The following is a 23,808-nucleotide window of genomic DNA, read 5'->3' on the forward strand; positions in this document are numbered from 1 at the left end:
CTCTTTCGTTGGTTCCAGCTAGGCGGCACGGCGGGCATCGGCGTACGGCGAATGGCGACGCGTAATAAACATGGAACGCGCTATTCGCGGTTCCCCGACCGGGAAAAGCGCGGCGCGCCGGGCTTATGTGCGAAATCCCGGGCGTGGCGTTCCCGGCATCCGCTGATTGAACTCTATAGGATGCCTGAACAGCTTGACGGAGCCGTATTACACGCGTGTAATTAGGTATCGGATTTGTTCCAGCCACATGGGAGGACCCGCAGGGCCCAGGCCCCGCCGGGTCGACCACACAGCCGCCGCTGGAGCAGCAACACCGGGAGGACTCCATGGGGCAAGCAGAAGAAACGCAGGACAACACGGTCATTGCCGGGCAGGCTTCGGCCAGCTACGGCTCAAGGGGTGTCCCCGTCGACTGGTACGTGGATCCTGCAGATCCGGCTGCTGCCGAGCGCTACCGCAGGGAAACCGCCGGCACCCTCGAGGACCAGGCCACTGCCTTCCTCGCGGCGCATGAGGCACTCGCGGATGCTCCTGCCGACGAGGAGCTCGTCCTGGACCCGCCCGTTACGTTGTTCCAGGCTCCGCCGGAGTCCGATAGCCGGCCCGTCTGGATCGGATTGCCCGGCCTGGGCCAGGACTACGCCGACGAAGGCGAGTTGGGTTGGCAGGCGGATGCCCTCTGCGCACAGACCGATCCCGAGGCGTTCTTTCCGGAAAAGGGCGGCTCGACGAGGGACGCCAAAAAGGTCTGCGCCGCCTGCAACGTGCGTTCGCAATGCCTCGAATATGCACTGGCCAATGACGAGAGGTTCGGAATCTGGGGCGGCCTGTCCGAGCGCGAACGTCGTCGGCTTCGGAAGCAGGCAGTCTAATTCATTCGCAAGTCCATGTCTGCGCTGTTGTTGTAGCCCATAACGGCGCCTCTTATCTACCCGATACACTCTCCGCGCTGACGGCTCAAACCCGGCCCGCGGACTTCTACATCGGCGTTGACGCCGGTTCCACGGACGCCAGCGCGTCATTGCTGCAGCTGGGACTCCCGGTCGGCAGCCCGGTCATCGGAGTTCCGGCGCGGAGCGGCTTCGGAGCCGCGGTGAAGGCGGGCCTGGCCGAACTCCCGGACAACCTGCGCGTCACCGGCAGCGGTTCCGCTTCCGGCAGCGGCACCGAGGACGCCGCCGGCAGCGTGCAGGAATGGATCTGGCTGCTGCATGACGACTCGGCTCCGGATCCAGGGGCACTGCAGGAACTGCTTCTAGCAGTTGAGCGCGCTCCTTCCGTAACCATTGCCGGTGCGAAGCAGGTGGAATGGGATAACGACCGACGCCTGGTGGACGTGGGTGTCAGCATCAACCGGTGGGCCGAAAGGCTCACGCTTATCGACGCCGATGAGCTCGACCAGGGGCAGTACGACTCCCGCAGCGATATCTTTGCCGTGAACTCCGCCGGCATGCTGATCCGCCGCGACGCCTGGGACCTGTTGGGGGGATTCGACCCTGCATTGCCCGGCAGCGGAGATGACATTGACCTCTGTTGGCGGAACCGGCTGGCCGGAAACCGGGTGGTGGTGGTGCCTTCCGCACGGATGCGCCATGCGGGAAACCGTCCCAACCCCGCGGCCTCCGCATCCGCTGCCCGGCGGGCGGAGATCTTCCTCCGGCTCAAGCACGCACCCTTGTGGCAGGTGCCGTTCCTTGCAGTAGGTGCGGTCCTGGGCGGCATTGGCCGCTTCTTCCTCGGCATGGTGGCCAAGGACCCGGGATATGCGGTGTCCTCGCTGCTCACCAGCGCCGCGGCTGTCCTGCGCCCGGTCGATCTGTACCGCTCCCGACGGCGGGCAGCGGTGACCCGGCGGCGCCCGCGTAACGCGGTTAACGCACTGCGCAGCGGCAGCAGGGAGGTCCGGGAGCACCGGCGGACAATGTACCGGGCTGATTCGCCGGAAACTGCCGAAACGGGCAGCGCGGAATACGTCCCCAGCGGGGACACCAATAACGATTTCGCCGCCTTGGAAGGTCCCGGGCGCACCTGGGTGGGGCTTGGCGCCCTGGCTGCTGTGCTGTTGCTGGCAGGGTTGTCCCTGGCCGGGCTGCACCGGCTCTTCGGCGCCTCGGCCGCGGCCGGCGGTGCGCTGGTGCCCCTGGGTCCGGGTGTGGGTGAAATCTGGGCCGCCGCTACCGGTTGGTGGGCGCAGGTGGGCTCCGGAGCCCCGGCCCATGGCGACCCCTTCAACTTTGTCCTCACACTGCTGGCGATCGCCGGATTCGGCAACGGCAATGCCGCCCTGCTGATCCTGCTGCTGCTGGCGCTCCCGCTGGCCGGGCTGAGCGCCTGGTTCGCCGCCGGAGCCTTTACCAGCCATCGCGGGCTGCGCTTCTGGGCTGCCATGTTCTGGGCAGCGGTTCCCGCGTTCCAAGTGGCCCTGGGGAGCGGCCGGCTCGGCGCCCTGGTTGTCCATCTGCTGCTTCCCCTGACGGTGCTGGCGGTTGCCCGCGCCGTTGGCTCGGGTGCAGCACCCGGGACCGCAGGCGCCGGGAGCGCAGCCGCTGGGACCGCGGCCGCCGGCACGCCGGTACCCGCCGGAGCCGCATCCTGGACCGCAGCCGCTACCGCAGGCCTTCTGCTGGCCGCCGTCACTGCTGCCGCGCCGCTGGTGTTCGTGCTGGCTGCCGCCGCCGTCCTCCTCCTGACGCTGGGGCTGCGGCGCCGAGCAAGGACCCTGTGGTGGTCCCTGCTGCCCGGCGCCGTCCTCCTGCTCCCGCAGGTCCTCTCGGCGGTGCCCAACCTTCGCGCCGTGCTGGCGGATCCAGGCCTGCCGCTTGCCTTCACCCGCTCCGAGGCCTGGCAGCAACTGCTCGGCTATCCACTGGCCTTCGACATCAACGGCACCTTGGCGGGCCTGCTTCCGGCCGGTCCCTGGAACCTGGTCCTGGCCCTGGTGGTCGGCGCTCCGGTTGTGTTCCTGGCGGCCCTTGCCCTTTTCCGTTCCCGGTCCGCGCCGCTGGCGAAGTTGAGCTGGCTGCTGGTCCTGACGGCCCTGGCACTCAACGCCGCAGCATCGTACCTGGGAACCGCTGCCGCGCCGGATGCCGTGGTGACGGCGTTCACCGGCCCGCTCGTCTCCGCCTGCACGTTGTTGCTTCTCTGCCCGGCGCTGGTCTTTGCCGGCGATCTCCTGTCCGGTGCACGGCGCCGTACGGTTGCGCGCAGCAACCGCATCCTGGCCGCGGTTCTTGGAACAGTACTGGCGGCCGGTCCGGCCGCCAGCCTTGGCCTCTGGGTCATCCCGCAGTTCACCGGCAGCGGTTTCCCCGGAACGCAGAGCCCGGACGTGGCCGCCGCAGCGATCCTGCCGGGAACCAACCTGGAGGTCCAGGGTGCGGAAGCCCGCAGCCTGCCCGCCACGGCAGCCGATGCCGGCCATGACACCACCCAGTCACGCAGCCTCGTCCTTCATGCCGACGCGGAGGGCAATGTCTCAGCTGCGCTCATGCGGGGCGGCGGGACAACCCTCGAGCAGCTTTCGACCATTTACGCTGCCCGCGGGGTAAATGGCGGCGTCGGCAGCGAAACGCTGGCGGACGACGATCCGGCGACTGCCGACCTGCGTCGGGCGGTGGCCGCGATCACTGCGGGCAGCGGAGTTGACCCGCGGGCAGACCTCGCCCGTCTCGGCGTCGCCTTCGTGGTGCTGCAGGAGTCCGATACGGCCGCCGAGTTGCTCGCCGGGCGGATGGACTCCGTACCCGGCTTGTCCGCGGTGGGACAAACCGGCTCCGGGTGGCTTTGGCGGGTGAGCGAACCCCTCAGCGCAGCCGGTACGGAAACGCAGTCCGGGCTTGGTGCCAGGGCACGCATCGTCAATGCGGACGGCAGCACCGCGGCAGGGGTGCCGTCCCAGACCGAAGAAATCCGCACCTCCATCCCGGCCGGCACGGAAGGCCGGCTGCTCGTCCTCGCCGAACGTGCCGACGCCGGATGGCAGGCCAGCCTGAACGGCAGCCCGCTGACCGCAGCGGATCTTCAGTGGGAGCAGGCCTTTGAACTGCCTGCCGAGGGTGGAGAGCTCCGCGTGGACTACGTCAGCGCAGCCTCGCCGTGGCTTGAGGCGCTGCAGATCCTGGTGATCGGCCTGACCTTGCTGCTGGCGCTTCCCACGCCCACCGGCCAGACTGTCCGCCTTCCCGGCAAACGGGAATTACCCGAGACGCCAACGGCGGCAAACGAGCCGCAGCCCGCGGCCGGACCGGCACCCGGCTCGGCACAGACGGCCGCAAAAGAGGAATCGCCCGTGCCCCTCGGCGCAGGCCCGCACCGGGTTGACCGGACCCCGGAAGGAAGCCAGCAATGAGCAGGGACAAGTCCGGCAACAAGCCGGGGGAGCAGGAACTTCCTTCTACGGAGGACGAGGCTGAGCTGCGCCGGGAGGCGCCCGAGGCGGCTTCATCAACGCCTCCGGCGTCCGCGCCGGCCGGCTCCAAGGCCGACGGAGCCACTGCCCGCAGGGCCGGTTCCGGCGGCGCCAGGACCGCCGGACGCTGGACGACGGGGATCCTGCTCCTGACTGCTTCCGGTGCGCTGGTGGCGGGGACGTCGCTTGTTGGAACCGGTTCCGCAGGCGGCGCCGTCGATGTTCCCTATGCCGAAGTCCCCGCCGGGCCCCTGACCGGTGTGTGCCCGCAGCCGCCGCGGCTGCTCGCCGGCAACACGGCCGGTACGGATGCCGAGTTCAGTGCGGAGTCCACCTCCGCCAAGTCCGTAGTGAGCGCGGTTCTCCTGGCTGATGCGGGCAACCCGCTGCCGGCTGCCGAACTGTCGTCAGTCTCGGACGGTTCGGTCCTCCAAGGCATCGGCGGCGGCACGGAAGCACCGCTCGCTGGAGAGCGGACCGCCGGCGTCGTCCGCGAGACGCCGGTCTCTGCGGCGGCGCTTTTGAGCGCCGAGCCAGCCGATGCCCAGCAGGTCACGGCCGGAGCCACCATGACCTATACCGCCGCAGACGGCGATCTGGCCGGACTCACGGCGGCCACCTGCCAGGCGCCCGCCAACGACCTTTGGCTGGTGGGAGCACGGACGAACGTCGGTGCCACCGCGGTGCTGCAGCTGACCAACCCGTCCCTGACCCCGGCCGATGTCGATTTGGAGCTTTACGGCACTGCCGGTCCGGTGGAAGGGCCGGGTACCCGGGGCATCGCCGTAGCCCCGGGCGAAACCAAGTCAGTGGTCCTTGCCGGCCTGGCCGCCAACCAGGAGTCCCTGGCCGTGCGGGTGCGGAGTTCGGGCGGACCGGTTTCAGCGGTCATCTCGCAGAACCTGCTGCGGGGCCTGACCCCCGGCGGCGTGGAGCTGATCCAGCCCACGGCGGCACCCGGTCCGGCGCAGGTGGTCAGCGGCGTGCGCATCCAGAACCCGGAGGCTACCCGCAACTTGGCCAAGGAAGAGGGCTATGCATCGGTGACGCCGTCACTGCAGGTAGCGGTTCCGGGCGGCAGCGACGCCGTCGTGAATGTCCGCGTCTTCGGCAGCGGCGGCGAAGCCGTCCTGGCGGGCGGCGGAAGCTACAACGCTGCGGCAGGCACAGTGACGCGCCTTCCGCTGGATACGCTGCCCGAGGGCACCTACACGCTGGATATTACGTCCGACGTCGCCGTGGCCGCTTCAGCCGTCTTCAGCCGGGGTTCCGATGCCGAGAAGGGGACCGATATTGCCGTTGCCCCCGCCGGCGAACGCCTGGGCAGCGAGCACCTGGCGGTGCTGGCCTCAGGGGACTCCGCTCTCTCCTTCACGGCACCGGAAGGCGCTTCCGAAGTGCGCCTCGCTGCTGTCACCGCCGACGGTGTCCTGCTGGCCGAAAAGACGGTGCAGCTCAAGGCAGCCTCTACTACCGTGGTCAACCCGGCCGATCTCGGTGGACCCGCCGCCGCAGTCCTGGTCAGTGCCACCGGAGCCCCGGTTTACGGGGCACAGATAGTGACCGGGGGAGATACCGGGATCAGCGTGGTGCCCCTGCCCCGGGGCACTGTAGGCGGCAGCCGCGTCCAGGTGGGTGTGGGGTACTAGCCCTCGGTTGCAGGGGAGGTTACAGGGGACGGAACCGGCCGTAGGCAGGATCAACGGTTTCGGGGTCCATTCCCATCAGTATCGCCAGCTGCTCCACGATGACGTCATGCACCAGTTCGCTGACGGGCACCAGGGAGCGGGCAGCGGTTTCGACGGCGTGCCGGTAGATGGTGATGACCGGCGGCCGGTTTGGTGCGGAGGCGGTCCCGGCGCCCAGCGGAATGGGTCCGCCGGAGCGCGCCAGCTCCTCAAGTCCTGGAGGGATCTCCTCGACCACGAACTGGTAGGTCTGGATCTGTTCGCCCCAGAGCCGTTCCAGCCGCTGCGCTGATTCGAGTACCCACTCGTCGAAACGTTCCGCGCGCGTGCGGGCACCGGCCAGATGCGGCGGGATCACGTCTCCCCGCAGGCCGCGCCCGTGCCGGTTGCGCCGCCGTTGCCGGAAGGACCGGGCGGGCGCACCGGGGGAGGAAGCGGCTGCGGCACTTGACTCATCTTCGAGACGCACCCGGAATGAAGATCCCATGGACATGTAAGAACTCTAACCGCTGGTCCCAGCCCCGGGGACCCCTTATCTTTTGTGCACTCGTCTTGCGTTGCAGCCGTGCCCGGGGACCGCGGTTCCGGCGCGCCTGCACCGGCACCGCGCAGGGAGCGGGTAAAGTGATCCTCCGTGGAATCCTTACGCCAGTGCTCCCGGTCAGCCTGCCGCCAGCCGGCGGTAGCTACGCTGACCTACGTATACGCCGATTCCACTGCAGTGCTTGGCCCGCTGGCCACGTACGCCGAGCCGCATTGTTACGATCTGTGTGCCGGCCACTCCGCCCGGCTTACCGCCCCGCTGGGATGGGAACTTGTCCGCCTGAACCTGGAGGGCCAGCCCCGGACTCCGACCAGTGACGAACTCTCCGCTTTGGTGGACGCCGTACGCGAACAGGCAGCGAAGGCAACGGAAGAGGATGCCACGGAGTCGCAGCGCAGCGGAAAGCATGCCCTGGAGCCACCCGCCGAGACCCCCGGGACCCGCCGGGCGCACCTGAAGGTGCTGCGCGAGCAGAACTAGGCACCGCCCTTCGCCGGGTAGCTGGCTTCCAAGCGCTAGGCTTGGCTGTGATGCGCCGCCCACCGCGGCACCCGATTTCAAGGAAGTGCTGTATCAATGGCCAATCTGACAGCCGGACTCCTCGACGTCCTGCGTTGCCCTGCCACCGGATCCGTCCTCGTCCAGGACGGTGACGAACTCGTTTCGACCGTTCCCGACGCAAGCGGCGAACGGGTGCGGTACCGCGTGGAAGAAGGCATTCCGGTTCTGCTGAAGGCCGCCGCCACTCGGCAGGAGGGCTAACCGCCCGGACCCGCCGCGAACCCGTAAGGATTCCAGCGTGAGCATTGACTTCAAAGTAGCTGACCTTTCCCTCGCCGAAGCCGGACGCCACCAGATCCGCCTGGCCGAACACGAGATGCCAGGCTTGATGGCGCTGCGGCGCGAGTACGGTCCAAGCCAGCCGCTGGCCGGGGCCCGAATCGCCGGGTCCCTGCACATGACGGTGCAGACCGCCGTGCTGATCGAGACGCTGACGGCCTTGGGCGCTGAAGTCCGCTGGGCGTCCTGCAATATCTTTTCCACGCAGGACGAAGCCGCTGCTGCCGTGGTGGTAGGCGGGGGAACGGCCGCCGAACCCGCAGGCGTTCCCGTCTTCGCGTGGAAGAACGAGTCGCTCGAGGATTACTGGTGGACCGCCGAGCAGATCCTTAGCTGGCCCGAAGGATCCGGTGGCCCGAACATGATCCTCGACGACGGCGGCGACGCCACCCTCCTGCTGCACAAGGGCGTGGAGTTCGAAGCGGCGGGGTTCGTACCGGAAAACCCGCAGGACGGCGACGAGGACTACTCCTACGAGTTCACCGTGATCCTCGACCGTCTGCGGCGCAGCCTGGCGGAGCATCCGGGGAAGTGGACCGAAATCGCCAAGGGCATCCGGGGCGTCACGGAGGAAACCACCACCGGTGTGCTGCGCCTCTACCAGCTCGCGGCCGAGGGGAGGCTGCTGTTCCCGGCCATCAACGTCAACGACTCCGTCACCAAGTCCAAGTTCGATAACAAATACGGCATCCGGCATTCCCTTCCGGACGGATTGAACCGTGCCACTGACACGCTTATCGGCGGCAAGGTTGCCGTGGTCTGCGGCTACGGCGACGTCGGCAAGGGCGCCGCGGAGGCACTCCGCGGGCAGGGCGCCCGGGTGATCGTCACGGAAATCGACCCGATCTGCGCGCTGCAGGCGGCGATGGACGGCTACCAGGTGGCGAAGCTGGAATCCGTGCTGGCGCAGGGCGATATTTTCATCACCACCACCGGGAACAAGGACATCATCATGGCCTGGCACATGGCCGCCATGAAACACCAGGCGATCGTCGGCAACGTCGGGCACTTCGACAACGAGATCGACATGGCCGGACTCGCCCGGGTGCCCGGCATCCGCAAGGTCGAGATCAAGCCGCAGGTCCATGAATGGGTGTTCGATGAAGGCACCGACGCGCAGCGCAGCATCATTGTGCTCTCCGAAGGGCGGCTGCTGAACCTCGGCAACGCCACCGGGCATCCGTCCTTTGTGATGAGCAATTCCTTCGCGAACCAGACCATTGCGCAGATTGAGCTGTTCACCAGGCACGGCGACGGGACCTACGCCAACCAGGTCTACGTGCTGCCCAAGGTCCTGGACGAAAAGGTGGCCCGCCTGCACCTGTCCGCCCTCGGCGTCGAACTGACCGAACTCACCAAGAGCCAGGCGGACTATCTGGGCGTCGACGTGGCGGGTCCCTTCAAGCCCGAGCACTACCGGTACTGACTGCCGGGGTTTGTTAAGGGCCGACGGATTGGCCCGGACTCAGTCGCTGAACGGCATCCGGTGCAGCCGTTCGGCCAGGGCCCGGGACTGCCGCCGTTGGCGGTCCAGCCGGACGTAATCGCGGTTCCGGCGCTCGGCGACGACCGCCCGAAGGTAGGCCTCCGGATGCGTGCCCGGCGGCGGCTGCGGGGATACATGCGCAGTGGTTTCCGAGGCAAGTTCGGATGCGAGCACCATTCTGGCCGTTCCGGTCATGTGCCCGCTCTGGGCCAGGAAGCGGGAGATGCGGCGCGCCAACCCGTCGGGCAGGCGGCCGATATCGGCCAGGTCCGCCCATCCGGCAAGTTCCGGGGGAGCCGCCACCAGCTCCGGCAACGGTGCCACCACCCGGTCCCGCAGGGCGTAGGTGCCGGCCAGGAGATCGCCGAGGCGCTTGGACTTGTCATTGAACAACGCCACCATGAAGGCCAGCGAACCGGCGAGCATGTAGATCTCCAGTACCGCGGTGAACGCCCGGATGAAGGCGTGCCGGAACCGCACCGAACCGCCGTCGTCGCGGACAATCCGCAGCCCCATGACCAGCCGGCCGAGCGACTTTCCCCGCGTCAGGGTTTCCACCGCCGCCGGGACCAACACAAACAGCAGCACCACAAGGCTCAGCGACAGTGCCTGTGCCAGGGCCGGGTCCGACGACGCGACGGCCTGCGCGACCAGCAGCATCAAGACGATAAACACGAGGACCTGGGCAATGACGTCGATGAGGGCGCTGACCATCCGCGCCGCGAAGCCGGCAGGACGGAGCTCAAGGACCACCGCTTCGCCGGTAACAATGCTGCTCATTCGTGCCCTCCTGAAGTGATGGGGACCACTGTACCGACCCGTTAGGGTGTAACCGTGGACCTCGATGCCTTCACTGCCGTGCACAGCGATGACTGGAAACGCCTCGACGAGCTGGCTGCGCGCCGCCGCTTAAGCGGCCCGGAAGCGGACGAACTGCTTCGGCTCTACCAGCGTGCCTCCACCCATCTTTCCATCGTGCGCTCGGTAGCCCCGGAAGGAACACTGTCCGCCTCCCTCTCGATGCGCCTGTCCCGCGCCCGGACCCGGTTCACCGGCAGCCGGTCCAACTTCATGGAGGACCTGGCGAACTTCTTCGTTTCGTCCCTCCCAGCCGCCTTCTACCGCGTGCGCTGGCTGACCGTTGCGATAGGTGCAGCCTTCGTCCTGGTGGCCTGGCTGACCGGTTTGTGGGCCGTCAATACGCCGGGGGTGCTGGCCGCAGTAGGGTCGGACGAGGAGGTCCGCCGCTATGTCGAAGAGGACTTCGTCAACTACTACTCCGAAAATCCGGCGGCGTCTTTCTCCGGCATGGTCTGGACCAACAATGCCTGGATCGCCGTCCAAGCGGTCGCGTTCGGCATCACCGGACTGTGGGTGCCCTGGATCCTGTACCAGAACGCCGTTAGCGTGGGCCTGTCCGCGGGGATGATGGCAGCACACGGCCGGCTGGACGTGTTTTTCACCTATATCCTGCCGCACGGGTTCATGGAACTGACCGCCATTTTCATTGCCTCAGCCGCCGGGCTGCGGATTTTCTGGGCCTTCGCCGCACCCGGGCGGCGTTCCCGGATGACCGCCGTGGCGCAGGAGGGGCGTTCACTGATGACGGTTGCCCTTGGCCTGGTAGTGGTCCTGTTTATCTCCGGACTGGTTGAGGGCTTCGTTACACCCAGCCCCCTGCCGGCCTGGCTGCGCCTGACCATCGGGTTCGGAGTATTTGCGGCGTACTGGGCGTACACGCTCATCCTCGGCGGGAGGGCCTACCGGGCCGGTCACCGAGGTGACCTGTCCGCGCGCGACGCCGGAGCGTATCTGCGTACTGCCTAGCCGCGGGGTGGCGTGCAGTCCACCCGGTGCTGTCCCGGTAGGGTCGAGTGTAAGACCAGCGGAGAACAGTTCAGGGAAGTGAAAGAGGAAGCAGTGGCAAGTCAGGACGAAACCCCCACGCATCGATCGACGGCCGGAGGGGAGCCGCTCAACGGAACCGAGGCTTCAGCGCCGCCGCAGGGGAAGGCCCCCAACGGATCCGGCTCCCACGCCGCTACTGCCCCGGAAGCCGCCGGGACCCGTGAGCACGCCGACTGGGACGCGGAGTTCGACAACCTCACCGCATCCGAGCAGGCCGAGGCCGACGCGGAGGCTGCAGCAGATGAGGCAGGCGACGCCGGCGTCGCAGAACCGGACGCCGCCGAACCGGACGTCGCAGGACCGGACGCCGCAGGACCGGACGCCGAGCTGACCCCGGAAGCGCCGGAGGACCTCGAGGACACGGAAGAGCCGGAAGACGCGGAGGACGCTGAGGCCCTCCGGAACCGGGAAGCGGCTGAGGGCACGGCCGCGTCCGAAAACCCGGATGCGGCAGCAACTGCCGGCGCCGGTGGAACCGTCCCGGGCGGCCACCCGAAGGTCGCCCAGCGCAGCCAGCTTCCCATGCGCCGGGCAAGCACCCTCCCCGACCTGAGCGGTTATTCCTCCACCGACGACGCCGTGGACGCCGGCCCCGAGGACCGGGACCGGGACCGCACGGATGAGGACATGGCGGCAACATCCGCCCAAACGCCTTCGGGCGCAGTGGAAGCAGGCGAGGAACGGCCGCATGCCGTGCCCTCCGGAGCGCACGACGCCGGCCGGCATGAAGCCGATGCATCCGGGGACTCCGAAAGGGAAACCGAAACGACGCCGGAGCGCGAAACCGAAACGTCCGACGACGCCGACGGCGAAGTGCAGGACGGCACTGCGGCGGTGGCTGCCGAGTCTACAAACACCGCCGTCACACCGGTTATCGTCCACTCTGCCGAGACGGAGAGCGGGACAGAGCCAGCCACTGACAGGGCAGACCACGCCGACGACGCCGACGCGGCACTGGCTGAAGCGCAGCGACGTGCACAGGAACGCGAGAAGGCTGCAGCGGGTAAGCCCGTCCTGGCCCGTGTCCTGCAGGTCATGATTGCCGTGTTCTTCCCGGTCATGGTGCTGGCCGCGGCGATCCGTGCCGTCGCGACGCCCCTGTTCCTGTGGGCTGAGTACCATCGGCCCGGTTTCCCGGCAGACAGTTACGGCTTCTCCACCGATGACCGGATGACCTACGGTTCCTACGCCGTGGACTACCTGCTCAACTTCAGCGGATCCCGGTATCTGGGGGACCTGGTCGGAGACGGCGGAGAACCGCTGTACCTGGCCAGCGAAGTCAGCCACATGGCCGATGTCAAGACAGTGCTGACGGTGGCCTTCATCGCTGCGACGGTGATGGCGGTGCTGAGCCTCTTCGCCGCACTTTATCTGCACCGACGCAGCCCGGGCGGCATCCGCCGGTCCTTGTTCTCCGGTGCGGTGATCACGTTGGTCCTGGTGGCGGCGCTGGTCGTCCTCGCCGTTCTGGGCTGGGAACAGTTCTTCACCCAGCTGCACACGGTCTTCTTCTCGAACGGGAACTGGACCTTCCGGCTGGATGACACGCTGATCCGGCTCTTCCCGGCCCAGTTCTGGATGGACGCCGGGATTACCATTGCCGCGCTGGTGCTGCTCACCTGCGTTGTCGTGCTGGTCTGCTGCTGGCCCACCCGGGCACGCCGGGAACGCGTGCAGCAGGCCCGGGAAGACGCCCGCCGCCGTTACGCAGAGTCCCTCGAAGCACTCTAGGCAGCCCCGCAGCATAAAAATCCCCCGTACCGGTATCGGTACGGGGGATTTTTACTGCCGGTGTGTGTGCCTACTTGGCGTAGAGCTTGTCGACCTCGTCGGAGTAATCCGCAATCACCGCATTGCGGCGCAGCTTCAGCGTGGCCGTGAGATGGCCCGATTCCAAGGTGAAATCCTTGGGCAGCACGGTGAACTTGCGGATCTGTTCGGCCCGGGACACCGTTGCATTGGCGGCGTCGACTGACTCCTGCAGCAGCTGCTGCACCCGGGGATCCTCCGCAGCAACACCGTCCGGGGCGCCGTTCTCCCGGCTCCAGGCGGCGAGGGCCTCCTCGTCCAGCGTGATCAGGGCGGAAACGAACGGGCGTCCTTCGCCCACCACGATGGCCTGTGAGACCAGCCGGTTCTCCCGGATCTTTTCTTCCAGCGGGCCGGGAGCCACGTTCTTGCCGCCGGCAGTGACCAGCAGGTCCTTCTTGCGGCCGGTGATGCGCAGGAAACCGTCGTCGTCGAGAACGCCCACGTCGCCGGTCTTGAACCACTCGCCCTCGAAGGCGTCCGCAGTTGCTTCAGGGTTGCGGTGGTAGCCCTTGAAGACCACGGCGCCGCGGACCAGGACCTCGCCGTCGTCGGCAATCCGGATGGTGGTGCCCGGCATGGGCAGGCCTACCGAGCCCACCCGCGTGCGGGTCGCCTGGTTCACGCTCGCCGGGGCGGTGGTTTCGGTCAGGCCATAGCCCTCCAGTACCGTGACTCCGCAGCCGCGGAAGAAGTGCGCGAGCATCGGGCTCAGCGCGCTGGCGCCGGAGATCGCGAATGCGGCATTTCCGCCAAGGACCGCACGCACCTTGGGATAGAAGAGCCGATCAAACAGTTTGTGCTTCAAGGTCAGCGCCACCGACGGGCCGCGGCCGCCGCGGGCGGCCGAGTCCTGTGCCTCGGAGTAGGCAACGGCGGTGGCGGCGGCAGCCTCGAAGGCCTTGCCCTTGCCGGCGGCTTCGGCCGAAGCCTGGGCGCCGGTGTAGATCTTTTCGAAGATCCGCGGCACGGCCAGCAGGAACGTGGGGGAGAAGGACTTGAGGTCCGACATCAGGTCGGACGCACTGCGGGAATGGCCCACCTTGACGCCGGCGTGCAGGCAGCCCACCTGGACCGCCCGGGCCAGCACATGCGCCAGCGGCAGGAACATCAGCGTGGTCGGGTTGGGGATCTTCAGCATTTCCGGCAGGACTTCAATGACGTTGACGCCGAAGAGGGCGAAATTGCCGTGCGTGATTTCGCAGCCCTTGGGCCGGCCGGTGGTGCCGGAGGTGTAGACCATCGACGCGGTGTCGCTGAGGTTCGCGGTACTGCGGGCGGTTTCCAGCGTGTCGTCGCTGACACTGTTTCCCGCGGCGGTGAGGCCGGTGAACGTGTCGGCGCCGTCGCCGTTGTTCATCAGCCAGATGGAGAACTCTCCGTCAAGGGCGGAAGCGGCGGCCAGCACGACGTCGGCCTTGCGCGCGTCCTCCACGAACACGTGCCGGGCACCGGAATCCTTGAGGATCCACTCGACCTGGGAGGGGGAGGAGGTTTCATAGATCGGGATGGTCACGGCTCCCGCGAACCAGTTGGCCATATCCGCCACGGTCCACTCGTAGGAGGTCCGGGACATGACGGCAACGCTGTCTCCGGGACGGACACCGGATCCGATCAGGCCTTTGGCCAGCCGGGTAACTTCTGCGAGGAACTGCGCGGCGGTGATGTCTTCCCAGCTGCTGCCGTTCTTGACCGCGTACAGGACGCGGGCGGGATCTTTTCGATGCATTTGGAGCAGGAGATCCGTAACATTCGAATCTTCGGGAAGGCTAACCAGGAGGTCAGTGGCGGACTCGCGCACTTATGACCCTCTCTTTCTGTGCATTGAGCACATGGGTAATGAGACTAAATCCAACTGGGCATCCACATACGCAGCCGCCAGCCAGAATACGGGATGGTATCCGCCGTCCAGACCGGCAGGAAATATGCCGATAGCGCCAGGACCCCCGCGACGAAGCAGGCGGTAAGCAGGAGGCCGATCCGCCGGCGCTGCGGACTGTCCGCGGGCCGGCCGAGTATCAGGCCCAGCACGTACACCAATGCGAGGACGAGGAATGGTTCAAAGGAGACCGCATAGAAGAAGAAAGTTGTCCGTTCAGGATAGGCGAACCACGGAAGGTATCCAGCCGCCACTCCGGACAGGACCGCACCGGCCCGCCAGTCCCGCCGGCCGGCCCAATAGAAGAGCACCACCAGCAGCGACAGGGCGGCAGCCCACCAGATCAGGGGATTGCCGACGGAGGTGACCGCAGTGGAGCAGCTCTCCGCGGCGCAGCCGGCCTCTCCTTGCGCAGAGGACTCGTAGAAGAACGACGTGGGGCGGCCCATGAACAGCCAGGTCCAGGCGTTGGAGGAGTAGCTGTGCTCCGAACTGAGTCCGTTGTGGAAGGCATAGGCACTGCGGTGGTACTCGGCCAGTGAACGCAGCGCAGCAGGAAGCCAGCTCCAGCCTTCGTCCGGGTTCTCCTCGGCCCACTGCCGGTCGTACGCGTCATCGGACAACAGCCACCCGCTCCAGCTGGCCACGTAGGTGATCAGCGCGGCCGGGATGATGGTGAGGAACGCCGGCACGCCGTCCCGGAACAGCGCGCTTTCCCACTGGCGGATGCCCGCAACCCGCCGGGCACTGACATCCCAAAGGACAGTCATCAGGCCGAAGACGGCAACGAAGGCCAGGGCTGACCACTTGGTGCCCACAGCCAGGCCGAGGCAGACGCCGGCGACGATCCGCCAGGGGCGCCAGAGCAGCCACGGCCCGTAAAGCAGTGCACCGCCGGAGTCTGCGCGGTCCGGGGCGCCGGCGCCGGCCGTTCGGGAGAGGGCATGTGCCAGCCGCAGCCGGCCGTCCCGTCGGTCCAACAGGAGCGCGCCGAACGCGGCCACCACCCAGAACGTCAGGAAGACATCCAGCAGGGAGGTGCGGGAATGGACCAGATGGTGCCCGTCCACGGCCAGGAACAACCCGGCCAGGGCGCCGAGAGTCGCCGAGGAGAACAACCGTGCGGCGATGAGCCCCAGGAGCAGGACCGTAAGGGCGCCGGTAAGCGCGGCGCCGAAGCGCCAGCCGAAGGAATTATCCGATCCGAAAAGTGCCATGCCGAAAGCGATCATCCATTTGCCGACAGGCGGATGCACCACATATTCGGGCTCATCGAGCAGGACCTGGGGCCGGCCCGCAGCAAAGGACTCGTTTGCATCCTCGGGCCAGGCACGTTCATAGCCGGACTGCAGCAGCGAGTAGGCGTCCTTGACGTAGTAGGTCTCGTCAAACACCAGGGCGCCGGGCTCACCCAGGCGGGTGAAGCGCAGCACACCGCCCAGTACCGCCATCATCAGCGGCAGGATCCAGCCGGCCGCCCCCAGCGGCACCAGGCTGCTGCCCAGCAGGCGGTTCCGCAGGGCATCGAAGGTGAACGCATGCTGTGGGGACTCGACCGCGGCCGGTGCCTCGCGGTGCGTCGTCGAGGTACCGGAGAGACTCACGCGCACCACTCTATAGCCTGTCGCGTAGGGTTAGAGGGTGGACTCGAGCAAGGTAACAGGCAGCATGACAGGCACCAGGACAGGCACCATGGCAGGCACCGCGAACAACGACGCCGCAGGGCCGGGGCAGATTGTCCTGGCGGCAACCCCCATCGGCAACATGGGTGATGCAACCAACCGGCTGATCGGATTGCTGGAAAGCGCCGACATCATTGCCGCGGAGGACACCCGGCGCCTGCACCGGCTGGTAAGCGCCCTCGGCATCACCACGCGGGGCCGGATCATCAGTTACCACGAGCACAACGAAGCTTCCCGCACTGCCGATCTGCTGGAGATGGTCCGCGGCGGCGCCACCCTCCTGATGGTGACCGATGCCGGCATGCCCGCCGTATCCGATCCGGGCTTCCGCCTGGTGGAGGCTGCGGCCGCCGACGGACTGACCGTCACCGCCGCCCCCGGACCCTCAGCGGTGTTGACCGCGCTGGCCCTTTCCGGCCTGCCGACGGACCGCTTCTGCTTCGAAGGCTTCCTTCCCCGGAAGCCCGGGGAACGCAGCAGCCGGCTCGCGAAGCTGGCCGGCGAGCAGCGGACCATGGTGTTCTTCGAGGCTCCGCACCGCCTCGAACCCATGCTGCGTGCCCTGGACGCCGCCTTTGGCGGGGACCGCCGCGCCGCCGTCGCCCGCGAGCTCACCAAGCTGCATGAACAGGTGCTGCGCGGGCCCCTGCGCGAGCTGCTGGAATGGGCGGAGGCCGGGGACGTGCGCGGGGAAATCGCCGTGGTGGTCGAAGGCGCACCGGACGCCGCCCCGGAACAGGCGGCGGACCACGTGGCCGCCGTCAATTCCCTGGTGGAGCAGGGCATCCGGCTTAAAGACGCCGTCGCCGCCGTGGCCGAGGATGCCCGGATCAGCAAGCGCGAACTGTATTCGGCGGTGCTGGAAGCGCGCAGCTAAGCGCTCCGACCTATGCCTGGGGATGGGCAGATGCACAGTAGCTCCTCCGGAAGGTAGTGCATACCCGCATTTACAGGCAGTGCCGCCGAAGCCTACGGTTTAGTGAGACCACGGGCACGCCGCCCGCGGTGGATCCGATGATTTTGGAGGCATTCCCTATGGGCATTCCCGCAGACCGTGAAGCCGAACTCCTGGCGCAGGTCCCCACCGGCCTGTTGATTGACGGCCAGTGGCGGGAGGCGTCCGGCGGCCGCACGTTCGACGTCGAAGATCCCGCCACCGGCAAGGTGCTGATGAGCATTGCCGATGCCTCCACGGAAGACGGTGCGCTGGCCATGGACGCCGCCGCAGCCGCCCAGGATGCCTGGGCACGGACGGCACCCCGCGAACGCGGGGAAATCCTGCGCCGCGCCTTTGAACTGGTGACGGAACGCGCCGAGGACTTCGCCCTGCTGATGACGCTGGAAATGGGCAAGCCGCTGGCGGAAGCCCGCGGCGAGGTGGTGTACGGCGCGGAGTTCCTGCGCTGGTTCTCCGAGGAAGCCGTCCGGGTTTCCGGACGCTACAGCACCGCTCCCGACGGTAAGTCCCGGCTGCTGGTGAACAAGAAGCCGGTGGGCCCGTGCCTGCTGATCACCCCCTGGAACTTCCCGCTGGCCATGGCCACCCGCAAGATCGCCCCCGCCGTGGCGGCCGGCTGCACCATGGTGCTCAAGCCCGCCAAGCTGACGCCCCTGACCTCCCAGCTTTTCGCGGCCGTCATGATGGAAGCCGGGCTGCCTGCCGGCGTGCTGAACGTTGTCTCCACCACTTCCGCCGGCGACGTCACCGGCCCCATCCTCAAGGATTCCCGTCTGCGGAAGGTTTCCTTCACCGGATCCACACCCGTAGGCCAGGGCCTGATCCGGGACGCAGCCGAGAACGTCCTGCGCACCTCCATGGAGCTCGGCGGAAACGCCCCCTTCATTGTTTTCGAGGACGCAGACCTGGACAAGGCCGTGGAAGGTGCCATGACCGCAAAGCTGCGGAACATGGGCGAGGCCTGCACCGCGGCGAACCGCTTCATCGTCCAGGACACGGTGGCGCAGGAGTTCGCAGAGAAGTTCGCGGCACGGGTGGGTGCCATGACTACCGGCCGGGGTACCGAAGACGACACCAAGATCGGGCCGCTGATTGACGGCAAGTCGCGGGACAAGGTGCACGCCCTCGTCAGCGAAGCGGTCGACGGCGGCGCAGTGGCACTGGTCGGCGGGGAACCCGTGGACGGCCCGGGCTACTTCTACCGCCCCACGGTCCTGCAGAACGTTGCCCCGGATGCCCGGATCCTGAAAGAGGAAATCTTCGGTCCGGTGGCACCGATCGTCACCTTCTCCACTGAGGACGAAGCCGTGGCGCTCGCCAACAACACCGAATACGGACTGGTGTCCTACGTCTTCACCCGGGATTTGAACCGCGGACTGCGGATCGGCGAAAAGCTGGAATCCGGCATGCTGGGACTCAACGCCGGAGTTGTTTCCAACGCCGCCGCACCGTTTGGCGGAGTCAAGCAGTCCGGGCTGGGCCGCGAGGGCGGTGCCGAAGGCATCGAGGAATACCTATACACGCAGTACATCGGGATCGCCGACCCCTACGCCGGGTAGGTAACCGACAGGAAGAAACCCAGTGACGCCGCCGGCGTCACTGGGTTTCTTTTTGCCCTTTCAGGTCAGGCTCAGTCGTGCCGAAACCGCATGGCCAGCGACGGCGGGAGGAACCGCGCGTGCAGCCGGCCGAACAGGCTGGTGCCGCTCCGCAGTTCGTTCCGCACCGTTTCGAGGTCCTCCCATGCCGGGGCGGCTCCCCGGCCGCCGCGTCCGCGGCGGCCGAAGCCGGCGTAGGCCTCTTCCTCGAATGCCAGACGGATGCGGGTCAGCGCCTCGTCCGCCTGCGGGGAGAAGCCGGCCTCGCCCGCCAACCGGCGGGCGTACGTCCGGGGAGTGTCGGAGGTCCGGCCGGGATGCCCGTAATCGATCCCCAGATCTGCTATTTCGTCCCAGACCGGCCCCGAACGGGAACCAGCGGCGGCGGCCTTCCGCCGCCGGGCCGCACGGTGCCGCCGCATCGCCCAGGGCGTCAGCACGGCAGCCGCTGCCGCCAGCGTTCCGAGGACGGCGCCCAGCCACGCGGTCGTGCCCGTGTCGGCGGGTTCGAGCACGGTTTCGGGTGCCAGCGGAGCTTCCTCCTGCGGGACAGCCGGCGCCGTCGCCAGCGCGTCAGGGACCCGGGGATCGTCGTCGTCGTGAATAGTGGCAGTCCCCGGCGTGCGCTGCTGCTGGGCGTAGTCCGGCACCGATCCGCGGGAAGGCGTGGGCTCGAAGCGGACCCAGCCGGCACCTTCGAAATACAGCTCGGGCCACGCGTGGGCGTCCGTGGAATCGACCTCGAACTCGCGCAGCGGTTCTCCGTTGGGGCCGGTCCCGTCCGGGGTCTCGCCGGTGTCCTGGCCGGGCGCGTAGCCCAGTGCCATCCGGCTGGGGATGCCCTCCTGCCGGGCCATCACGGCCATGGCTGCGGCGAAATGCACGCAGTAGCCGGCCTTTCGTTCGAGGAACTCGGACAAGACCGAAATCCCGTTCCCGTCATAGCCGCCCTCCACCGGTGCTTCCAGCGAATAGCTGAACTGCGGCCCGCGCAGATAACTCTGGAGGGCCATGGCCTTGGCATACGGTGTGGCGGCATCCCCGACTGCCTCCGCGGCTGCCTCCCGGATGTTTCCGGGCAGGTCAGCCGGCAGGTCCGTGAAAACCGGGTCCAGGTCCGCGCCGTCGGCCGCCGGAATTGCCGCCAGCTGCTCCGGCGTGAACTCGGCCGCGATGCTCAGCACCTGGTAATCCTGCCGGGCCGCGCCCTCGGAATCGTCGTCCAGCACGGTCATGGTCTTGGGATCCCAGGACCAGCTTCCTTCGGCACCGGTAACGCCCAGCGGATAGTAGGGGGCCAACAGCCACGGACTCGAATACGTGTTGGAGCTGATCCGCGTCACCACCGCCTCGGCCTGGCTTCCCCTCGGCGGTGTGTAGGCGCCGCCCGACATGGTTGCCACGCCCTGCCGGCGTTCGTCCTCGCGCACGTCGGGAGCCCAGCGGCTCCCGGAAAAATCCTCCAGGGTAGTGGAGCGGAGGTACACGGGTTCGACGGACGAGGTTGCATAGGTGATCCGGCCTGAGGACTGCGGCTGGCGCAGGTCATTGCCCAACGTGACTATGGGGTTCAGCCCGGTGCTGCCGGAAAAGAAGTTGAATCTGGTGCCTTCCGGGAAGGCGCCGCCGTTGAATCCGGGCAACACCGGAGGCAGCAGGAGTGCCAATGCCAGGGCAGATGCGGAAACTGCCGTTCCGCGTGCCAGCCAGGTCCGCGGGTTACCGTGCCCGTGCTGTTCCCTGCGTGCACTGACCGTCAGCAACAGCAGGTATCCGACCGCTGCGAGGAAGAAATATCCTGCTCCAAGGCTCGCGGGTTTCAGCACTGCGGGGATCATCAGCACCGCTAACAGGCCCAGCCCGGCGGTTGCCGGCATCCGCAGGGTGGCCGCCAGGGTATCCGTCAGGACGGCTACCAGCCCGATGCCGGCACAGCACAGGAACAGGATGCCGGGCAGCGGCTGCACGGGGGCGACTTCGGTGAGGACGACCGTCCGCGCCTCGGCCAGCAGCGCATCCGCCCGGGCAAGGGTGCCCGGGCCGGGCAGGAAGCCCAGGAATGACGCCGATGAAGCGAACAGCCAGGTCAGGGTGCACGCCAGGACCGCCATGCCTGCCACCGGAACCAGAGGTTGCGGCACCTTCAGCCGCCGCGCACCGGCGGTGGCCGCCAGCGGGACGAGGACGGCGAAAAACAGCGGCGGCAGCCAGGACCAGCCTTCGATGACCCCGTGCACGCTGAGCGAACAAAGCAGGACCGCCAGCGCTCCTGCTCCGGCTACCGCAACGTTGGCCGGCCCGCGGTCGCCCCGGGGCGCCGGTTCCGTACCCTGCAGGTGGCCGGACGCCGGCACGGCCTCCGGGCGGCTCAGCAGGGCGCTCATACCCGCCCCCCGGCGTGGACGCCCTGGGGATCGTGGTCAAGGAGGGACCAGGCCGCGGGTACCGGAGTTGCCGGTGTTACCGCCGCGGCAATCCACCCGGCCTCCCGCAGGATTGTCAGGACAGGACGCAGCGCGGCCGGCCGGTCGGTAACCAGCAGCACCAGTGGTTGGCGGGCATACCGTGCGGCCGGAGCCAGCGTATGCGCCTGGGCAGTGTCGATCCGGCCGGCAACAACGAGCAGGGGGCCGGGCGCCTGGCCGGAAACGTCCAGCGCGGCAAAGGGGGCAGCGGCATCGGTGGGATTCCCCGGCGTCGGGGGCGGCGGAGATTCCAGGCCCAGGGCGGCCAGCCCTTCGGCGAGGTTTTGCACCCCGTCAAACCCGCGGAAGTCGGTCTCGCTGCTGTCTACGGCAGACGGGGAACGGGCCAGCCCGGGCCGGGAGAGCTCGTCGGTGAAGCGCACGCCGTAGCCGGACTCGGAGAAGAAAACGGCGGAGGAAACAACTGCCGAAACCGCCCATTCGAATGTTTCCGACGTCAGCAGCTCGCCGTTGTCAGGATTCAGCGGCGATCCGTCATCGTAGGAGGCCAGGCGCTGGTCCAGCACGATGGAAGCGGTCGGCGCGGTCACCGGTTCCTCCTGCCGGACCATCAATTCCCCGTGCCTGGCCGTCGCCGGCCAGTGCACCCGGCGCATGGGATCTCCATGACGGTACTCGCGGGTGGAAGCATCATCTTCGCTGGGCGTTCCGCGGCGCCTGCTCGGCGCACTGCCGTCGGTGCCCATGGCACTGAACAACGACGACGGCGGAAGCTCAAGCGGGGCCGGCGCCACTGCCAACCGGTCGGTTCCGCCCAGTGTGTGTACCGTCCGCGCCAGGCCCAGCGGATCGACGAAGTCCGCGGTTACGGGGCCGATGCCGTAGAGGCCGCGACGGCTCGACCGCAGGCGGTACTCATAGGTACTGGATCCGTTCTCCGCCGCGTAACCGGAGGGGAACCGGAACACCGGGCTGGGCCCGAAACGGAACGGCAGCCCCTCGCGGATGAGTGCTTCGGATGCAGGGGTTCCGCGGCTGAGCACCCGCAGCGATACCGTGGCGGCCGTGCCTGTTTCCACCAGCGGGGGAGAGAAGCTGCGCTCGACCTCAAAGCCGGGTTTGAACAGGCGAAGCAGTGCTGCGGCCAGGATCGGCAGTGCGATCAGCAGGACAGCGAGTGCCAGCAGGTCCCGGCGGCCCAGAGTGACTGCCCCAAGGAGCGCCGCCGTCCCGGCGCACACCAGGCCCCAGCCGCGCGGGGTGAAAAACCTCGTAACGGATGAGGTGTCCATGGGAGCCTTTCGCTCGGCGGTGCGGACTCTGTGCGGGCTCGGTGCGGCGGGAAGCCGGCTCGGGTGGAACCTGTCGGGGCCGCTAGCGGTGCAGCCGCTGCGGTGTTCCGGCGGACCGGGGAACCGGCACGGCCGCAATCACGGACGCAATAATGCTCGTGGCGCTGATCCCCGTTCCGGCTGCCTTTCGCTGCAGCAGGAGCCGGTGGGCGAGTACGGGATCCGCCAGCCTCGTCACGTCGTCCGGCAGCACGAAATCCCGGCCTTCGAGCGCTGCGTAGGCCTTGGCCGCACGGAGCAGCTGCAGAAGGGCCCGGGGGCTGGCACCCAGCCGGAGATCCGGGTGTTCGCGGGTGGCCCGGCCCAGGGAAACCGTGTACTCCTTGACGGCGTCGGAAACGTAGATATCGCGGACCCTGGCGATCATGGCCGAGGCCTCGCGTATTCCCACAACGGGGGTAATGCTGTCCAGGGGTGAGCCGGATTGATGGTTCTCAAGCATTTCCACTTCGGAACGAGCATCCGGGTAGCCAAGGGAAAGCCGGGCCATGAACCTGTCCCGCTGCGCCTCCGGCAGGGGATAGGTCCCCTCCATCTCGATGGGATTCTGCGTGGCAACCACGATGAAGGGTGCCGAGAGCCGGTGGGTGCCGCCGTCGACGGTCACCTGGTGTTCCTCCATGCATTCCAGCAGAGCCGACTGGGTCTTTGCGGAAGCCCGGTTGATTTCGTCGGCGATCACCACGTTGGCGAACACCGGGCCCTGGCGGAATTCGAACCGGTGGCTGTCCTGGTTGTAGATGGACACCCCGGTGACATCCGACGGCAGCAGATCCGGGGTGAACTGGATGCGGCTGACTGTGCAGTCAATGGTCCGGGCCAGTGTCTTGGCGAGCATTGTCTTGCCGACCCCGGGAACGTCTTCGAGCAGCACGTGCCCCTCGGCAAGGAGGACCGTCAGCACCAGCCGGGCGGCGTCTTCCTTGCCGTCAATCACCGTATTCACGGCGGCCAGGATTCCCTCTGCCGCTTCGGAGAAGGCTTGGGCGTCGACCGCGGCGGGAGGGGAATGGAGGGTGGCGGCCGAGGGCCGGGAAGGAAAGCCGTTAAGGGACGCTGCGGCGGCAGACGGGATCGGAGCGTCCATGGACACCTTCCATACTCGGCGGTTGCAGCTGCAGCAAACAGACCGCACCTGCGGTGACACGGCAGGCGGAGTAAGCCCCGCTATCCGTTTTCGACCTGCGGGAGCTCCAACAGCAGTTTGTCTGTTCAGGCTACTAGCTC

General features: G+C 67.7%; 17 protein-coding genes. 10 read left to right on the forward strand and 7 right to left on the reverse strand.

Going from position 1 to position 23,808, the window contains the following annotated elements:
• Nucleotides 1–326: 326 nt before the first annotated feature.
• From NNX34_RS13315 to NNX34_RS13325, 3 genes are read left to right on the forward strand one after another with little or no spacing between them, the layout of a single operon-like run.
• Nucleotides 327–872, forward strand: coding sequence for a WhiB family transcriptional regulator (locus NNX34_RS13315; RefSeq protein WP_255766996.1), 546 nt, complete (start codon nucleotides 327–329; stop codon nucleotides 870–872).
• The gene (locus NNX34_RS13320) at nucleotides 872–4,351 is read left to right on the forward strand and encodes a glycosyltransferase family 2 protein (protein WP_255767262.1); all 3,480 of its coding nucleotides are present in this window, start codon (nucleotides 872–874) and stop codon (nucleotides 4,349–4,351) included. Before NNX34_RS13315 ends, NNX34_RS13320 begins: the two co-directional genes overlap by 1 nt.
• On the forward strand, nucleotides 4,348–6,060 hold the full coding sequence (locus NNX34_RS13325) for a DUF5719 family protein (RefSeq protein WP_255766997.1): 1,713 nt from the start codon (nucleotides 4,348–4,350) through the stop codon (nucleotides 6,058–6,060). Before NNX34_RS13320 ends, NNX34_RS13325 begins: the two co-directional genes overlap by 4 nt.
• A gap of 19 nt (nucleotides 6,061–6,079) precedes the next feature.
• Here NNX34_RS13325 and NNX34_RS13330 read toward each other — a convergent pair whose 3' ends face one another.
• Nucleotides 6,080–6,592, reverse strand: coding sequence for a metallopeptidase family protein (locus NNX34_RS13330; RefSeq protein WP_255766999.1), 513 nt, complete (start codon nucleotides 6,590–6,592; stop codon nucleotides 6,080–6,082).
• A 141-nt stretch (nucleotides 6,593–6,733) separates the two neighbouring features.
• Between NNX34_RS13330 and NNX34_RS13335 the strand changes: the two genes are divergently transcribed.
• The 3 genes from NNX34_RS13335 to ahcY all read left to right on the forward strand — a co-directional run bounded on the left by NNX34_RS13335 (nucleotide 6,734) and on the right by ahcY (nucleotide 8,909).
• Entirely contained in the window at nucleotides 6,734–7,123 is a 390-nt protein-coding gene (locus NNX34_RS13335; protein ID WP_255767000.1) for a DUF3499 domain-containing protein, read from the forward strand.
• A gap of 96 nt (nucleotides 7,124–7,219) precedes the next feature.
• Nucleotides 7,220–7,405: a Trm112 family protein gene (locus NNX34_RS13340; RefSeq protein ID WP_255767001.1), complete on the forward strand. Its 186-nt coding sequence runs from the start codon at nucleotides 7,220–7,222 to the stop codon at nucleotides 7,403–7,405.
• A 37-nt stretch (nucleotides 7,406–7,442) separates the two neighbouring features.
• Entirely contained in the window at nucleotides 7,443–8,909 is a 1,467-nt protein-coding gene (gene ahcY / locus NNX34_RS13345; protein ID WP_255767002.1) for an adenosylhomocysteinase, read from the forward strand.
• Between the two features lie 39 nt (nucleotides 8,910–8,948).
• Here the strand turns inward: ahcY and NNX34_RS13350 are convergent, their stop codons facing one another.
• Nucleotides 8,949–9,749, reverse strand: coding sequence for an RDD family protein (locus tag NNX34_RS13350; protein ID WP_255767003.1), 801 nt, complete (start codon nucleotides 9,747–9,749; stop codon nucleotides 8,949–8,951).
• A gap of 54 nt (nucleotides 9,750–9,803) precedes the next feature.
• Between NNX34_RS13350 and NNX34_RS13355 the strand changes: the two genes are divergently transcribed.
• Both NNX34_RS13355 and NNX34_RS16185 read left to right on the forward strand, forming a co-directional pair.
• Complete coding sequence (locus NNX34_RS13355; RefSeq protein ID WP_255767004.1) at nucleotides 9,804–10,796, forward strand: stage II sporulation protein M; 993 nt, start codon at nucleotides 9,804–9,806, stop codon at nucleotides 10,794–10,796.
• 93 nt (nucleotides 10,797–10,889) lie between these two features.
• Nucleotides 10,890–12,608, forward strand: coding sequence for a TIGR01906 family membrane protein (locus tag NNX34_RS16185; RefSeq protein WP_370647275.1), 1,719 nt, complete (start codon nucleotides 10,890–10,892; stop codon nucleotides 12,606–12,608).
• Nucleotides 12,609–12,678: 70 nt separating this feature from the next.
• Here NNX34_RS16185 and NNX34_RS13365 read toward each other — a convergent pair whose 3' ends face one another.
• Both NNX34_RS13365 and NNX34_RS13370 read right to left on the reverse strand, forming a co-directional pair.
• A complete protein-coding gene (locus NNX34_RS13365) occupies nucleotides 12,679–14,487 on the reverse strand; it encodes an AMP-dependent synthetase/ligase (RefSeq protein WP_255767005.1) in 1,809 nt (602 codons plus the stop codon).
• 44 nt (nucleotides 14,488–14,531) lie between these two features.
• Nucleotides 14,532–16,019, reverse strand: coding sequence for a dolichyl-phosphate-mannose--protein mannosyltransferase (locus NNX34_RS13370; protein ID WP_255767263.1), 1,488 nt, complete (start codon nucleotides 16,017–16,019; stop codon nucleotides 14,532–14,534).
• A 214-nt stretch (nucleotides 16,020–16,233) separates the two neighbouring features.
• Between NNX34_RS13370 and rsmI the strand changes: the two genes are divergently transcribed.
• Both rsmI and NNX34_RS13380 read left to right on the forward strand, forming a co-directional pair.
• Nucleotides 16,234–17,124, forward strand: a complete 891-nt coding sequence (gene rsmI / locus NNX34_RS13375; RefSeq protein ID WP_255767006.1) for a 16S rRNA (cytidine(1402)-2'-O)-methyltransferase — start codon at nucleotides 16,234–16,236, stop codon at nucleotides 17,122–17,124.
• Between the two features lie 158 nt (nucleotides 17,125–17,282).
• A complete protein-coding gene (locus NNX34_RS13380; RefSeq protein ID WP_255767007.1) occupies nucleotides 17,283–18,764 on the forward strand; it encodes an NAD-dependent succinate-semialdehyde dehydrogenase in 1,482 nt (493 codons plus the stop codon).
• Nucleotides 18,765–18,835: 71 nt separating this feature from the next.
• Here the strand turns inward: NNX34_RS13380 and NNX34_RS13385 are convergent, their stop codons facing one another.
• From NNX34_RS13385 to NNX34_RS13395, 3 genes are all read right to left on the reverse strand, one after another.
• Nucleotides 18,836–21,187: a DUF3488 and transglutaminase-like domain-containing protein gene (locus NNX34_RS13385; protein ID WP_255767008.1), complete on the reverse strand. Its 2,352-nt coding sequence runs from the start codon at nucleotides 21,185–21,187 to the stop codon at nucleotides 18,836–18,838.
• Nucleotides 21,184–22,521, reverse strand: a complete 1,338-nt coding sequence (locus tag NNX34_RS13390) for a DUF58 domain-containing protein (protein ID WP_255767009.1) — start codon at nucleotides 22,519–22,521, stop codon at nucleotides 21,184–21,186. Before NNX34_RS13390 ends, NNX34_RS13385 begins: the two co-directional genes overlap by 4 nt.
• Before the next feature lie 82 nt (nucleotides 22,522–22,603).
• Entirely contained in the window at nucleotides 22,604–23,668 is a 1,065-nt protein-coding gene (locus NNX34_RS13395; protein WP_255767010.1) for a MoxR family ATPase, read from the reverse strand.
• Nucleotides 23,669–23,808: the final 140 nt, after the last annotated feature.

It is taken from the genome of Arthrobacter sp. zg-Y1116, assembly GCF_024385485.1.
Lineage (GTDB): Bacteria > Actinomycetota > Actinomycetes > Actinomycetales > Micrococcaceae > Arthrobacter_B.

Coding starts and splice junctions, on each gene's coding strand:
- NNX34_RS13315 (WP_255766996.1), top strand. CDS start 327: ATGGGGCAAGCAGAAGAAACGCAGGACAACACGGTCATTGCCGGGCAG.
- NNX34_RS13325 (WP_255766997.1), top strand. CDS start 4,348: ATGAGCAGGGACAAGTCCGGCAACAAGCCGGGGGAGCAGGAACTTCCT.
- NNX34_RS13330 (WP_255766999.1), bottom strand. CDS start 6,592: ATGTCCATGGGATCTTCATTCCGGGTGCGTCTCGAAGATGAGTCAAGT.
- NNX34_RS13340 (WP_255767001.1), top strand. CDS start 7,220: ATGGCCAATCTGACAGCCGGACTCCTCGACGTCCTGCGTTGCCCTGCC.
- NNX34_RS13350 (WP_255767003.1), bottom strand. CDS start 9,749: ATGAGCAGCATTGTTACCGGCGAAGCGGTGGTCCTTGAGCTCCGTCCT.
- NNX34_RS13370 (WP_255767263.1), bottom strand. CDS start 16,019: ATGATGGCGGTACTGGGCGGTGTGCTGCGCTTCACCCGCCTGGGTGAG.
- rsmI (WP_255767006.1), top strand. CDS start 16,234: ATGACAGGCACCAGGACAGGCACCATGGCAGGCACCGCGAACAACGAC.
- NNX34_RS13380 (WP_255767007.1), top strand. CDS start 17,283: ATGGGCATTCCCGCAGACCGTGAAGCCGAACTCCTGGCGCAGGTCCCC.
- NNX34_RS13385 (WP_255767008.1), bottom strand. CDS start 21,187: ATGAGCGCCCTGCTGAGCCGCCCGGAGGCCGTGCCGGCGTCCGGCCAC.
- NNX34_RS13390 (WP_255767009.1), bottom strand. CDS start 22,521: ATGGACACCTCATCCGTTACGAGGTTTTTCACCCCGCGCGGCTGGGGC.
- NNX34_RS13395 (WP_255767010.1), bottom strand. CDS start 23,668: ATGGACGCTCCGATCCCGTCTGCCGCCGCAGCGTCCCTTAACGGCTTT.